Annotated in this window: 5 protein-coding genes; 4 read left to right on the top strand and 1 reads right to left on the bottom strand. The window is 60.3% G+C overall.

Annotated features, from left to right (window positions below; genetic code table 11):
- The 4 genes from VGI36_14620 to VGI36_14605 all read left to right on the top strand — a co-directional run.
- Positions 1-243, top strand: a 243-nt coding sequence (locus VGI36_14620) for a hypothetical protein (protein HEY2486382.1), incomplete at its 5' end; no start/stop codon positions are given.
- Positions 244-354: 111 nt separating this feature from the next.
- On the top strand, positions 355-819 hold the full coding sequence (locus VGI36_14615) for a hypothetical protein (protein ID HEY2486381.1): 465 nt from the start codon (positions 355-357) through the stop codon (positions 817-819).
- 115 nt (positions 820-934) lie between these two features.
- A complete protein-coding gene (locus VGI36_14610) occupies positions 935-2,047 on the top strand; it encodes a hypothetical protein (GenBank protein HEY2486380.1) in 1,113 nt (370 codons plus the stop codon).
- Positions 2,038-2,631 carry a hypothetical protein gene (locus tag VGI36_14605; GenBank protein ID HEY2486379.1) on the top strand — a complete coding sequence of 198 codons (594 nt, stop codon included), beginning with the start codon at positions 2,038-2,040 and terminating at the stop codon, positions 2,629-2,631. Before VGI36_14610 ends, VGI36_14605 begins: the two co-directional genes overlap by 10 nt.
- Positions 2,632-2,673: 42 nt before the next feature.
- Here VGI36_14605 and VGI36_14600 read toward each other — a convergent pair.
- Positions 2,674-2,933, bottom strand: a 260-nt coding sequence (locus tag VGI36_14600) for a hypothetical protein (GenBank protein HEY2486378.1), incomplete at its 5' end; no start/stop codon positions are given.

Here is a 2,933-nt window from a genome sequence, read left to right as displayed (position 1 = left end):
GATGATTCGCGCGGCCGCGATCTCATGGTCCGGTCGAACGAAGCTATAGAGGAAGCAGACCGCGACGGCTTTGACCCCGGCCTCGCGCAGGCGCCGAACGGCGGCGCGGAAGGCGGGGATGTCGAGTGGGATCTCTGTGGTCCCGTCGTGGCGCAGGCGCTCCGGAACTTCCGACCTCCTGATCTCGGGATTGGGCCTGATCTGGAACGAAGGACGAAAAAGCCAGGAATTTCAGAGTTGTAGAGTTGGAGTGCGGCTGAGAGCGATCTGTATGTGGCCAGAATCGAGAGGATTCTGCCAGACCGTCTGGGTGGGAGCAGGACCCCGTCTGTGCCTCGCTGCAGGAGATCGGTCATGCCGCAGCTTCATCTGCCGATGTTCCCCAAAGGGGTCACCGCCATCACGGACGTGCTGGCGTTTGGCAAGCAGGACGGCAGAATCACCTATTTTAGCGGGCAGCTGCCGGTGTTCAGTCATGCGGAAGATGATATCGCCAGTTTCCGGATGATCACCAGTCAGTTCTGTGTGCAAGGCTGCGCCAAGCAGAGCGACATCATCCGGGCATTCGGTGTTACGTCGATCAGCGTGAAGCGATCGGTGAAGATTTACCGCGGGAAGGGGCCGAAAGGCTTTTATACCCCGCGTGTCACGCGCGGTCCGGCGGTGTTGGTTGATGCTGTGGTTGTGCAGGCTGAAGAGCGCCTCGCGGAAGGTGCCAGCGTGGCGGCGGTTGCCGAACAGCTCGACGTGAAGCTGAACACGCTGCAGAAGGCGATCCGCGCGGGGCGGATTCGCACGCCCGTTAAAAAAAACTTCTGACGCTACCGCCGCCCTGGCCGCGGAGCTCATTGGCGAAGATAGCGAAGCGGATGGCGGCACGCCTCTGGCGGCGAGCAGTAAGAGCGCGCGCGCGGAAGAGGATTGCGCCGCTGCGATGGGACGCGGGGCGACTGCGACGCTGGAACGCCTGGCGGCGAGCCTCGGACAGCTGAATGAAGCCGGGCCGCGGTTTGCGGCGGCGCTGGATATCGCCAAGGGCGGTGTTCTCCTGGCGCTGCCGGCACTGTTAGTCAGTGGGCTGCTACGTCATGCCGGCGAATACTTTCGGCTGCCGAAGGGGTTCTATGGCCTGAAGACCATTTTTCTGTTGCTCGCGTTCATGACGCTTGCTCGGCTGCGATCGATGGAAGCCTTGCGCTATTACGCCCCCGGCGAGTGGGGCAAGCTTCTCGGCCTCGACCGCGCGCCGGAAGTGCGGACCCTGCGCATCAAGCTCAAGCATCTGGCGGATCAGGAGCAAGCCTTCGCCTGGAGCGCCGAGCTCTGCAAGGAGTGGATGTTGGACGCGCCGGACGAGGCGGCAGTGCTCTATGTTGACGGCCACGTTCGGGTGTATCACGGCAAGACCAAGCAGTTACCCAAGCACTATGTTGCCCGCGAGCGTCTGTGCTTGAGTGCCACAGCCGACTACTGGGTCAATGCGATGGACGGCAAGCCGTTCTTTGTGGTGAGTCAGCCAGTCGATCCGGGCATGCTGAAGGCGATCGAGCACGACATCCTCCCGGTGCTCGAGCAAGATGTGCCGAACCAACCGGACGCTGAACAGCTTGCCGCTGATCCTCGCCTGCATCGCTTCACGATGGTGTTCGATCGCGAAGGTTACAGTCCTGACTTTCTCGCCAGGATGAAGGACAGGCGCATCGCCTGCCTGACCTACCACAAATATCCGGGTCCGGATTGGCCCCGGGAAGAATTCATCGCCACGGAAATTCGCTTGCCTTCCGGCCATCGGACCACGATCCAGCTCGCCGAGCGGGGCACCGAGCTGCGCAATCGGCTCTGGGTGCGGGAGTTCCGCAAGCTGACGGAAAGCGGTAACCAAACAGCCATTCTGTCCACCGACTACCGCGCATCAGGCGCCGAGCTAGCGGCGGCCATGTTCAGTCGATGGTCACAGGAAAACTTCTTCCGCTGCGGCAAAGCTACCGTCTGGACGGGCTTGTTGACTACAGCGTGGAAGGCATTCCTGAGGCCACGATGGTGGTGAATCCCGCCTACCGCACGCTCGATGGGCAAGTACGAAAAGCCGTCGGGCTGCTCAACCGACAAAGGGCTGAGTACGGCGCGATCAGCCTGGAGGACGAGATTGAACCTCGAAAGGTGGAGGCGTTTGTCCAGCGTAAGTCTGACTTGCAGGACAGCATCACGCGATTGCAAGCGGAGGTGGCTGAACTCAAGGCGCAGCGCAAAGCGACCAAGAAGCACATCACGTATCGCGAGTTGCCCGAAGCGGCGCGTTTCGATCGGCTCAGCACGCAGAGCAAGCATCTCCTCGACACCATCAAGATGATCGCATACCGGGCAGAGACAGCCATGGTACAAATCATTCATCAGAAGATGGCGCGTCATGATGATTCCCGCAGCCTGCTGCGAGCCATCTACAGTACCGAGGTCGATATCTTGCCAGATCAGCAAGCCAAAGCACTCACCATCCGGCTCCATCCGCTCGCCAACCAATCGTCGGATGAGGCGATCAGGCATCTCTGTGACGAGCTTAATGCCACCGGAACGTTGTTTCCCGGCACCGAATTGCGCCTAGTCTACAAACTGGTCGCAGCACAAAGTCCTTGAAACCGGCCTGAGATCAGGAGGTCAGAACTTTGAGCCAGAGCCTCAGGCCTTGATGCCGCTCGTTGCAGCTTTCGCCGGATTTGCCGCCAAGCCTGTCTCACGCAGGAACAGCGTCAGCACGAACGATAAAACGACGGCTACAATCCAGATCCAGTCGGCGGACTGGAACGTCGTCACAGTGAGCTCGTGTCCACCCGAGAGCCCGGCCAGGGTAAAGCCGAAGAATAGTCCAACGAATGCGCTCAAGCTAAACACCAAGAAGTTCATTGCGCCCGCTGCGCTGTCCTTTACTTGGTCTAGAT

The sequence above is a fragment of the Candidatus Binataceae bacterium genome (assembly GCA_036495685.1).
In the GTDB taxonomy this organism is placed as follows: Bacteria; Desulfobacterota; Binatia; order Binatales; family Binataceae; genus JAFAHS01.
This window is presented reverse-complemented; position numbering and strand designations above follow the sequence as displayed.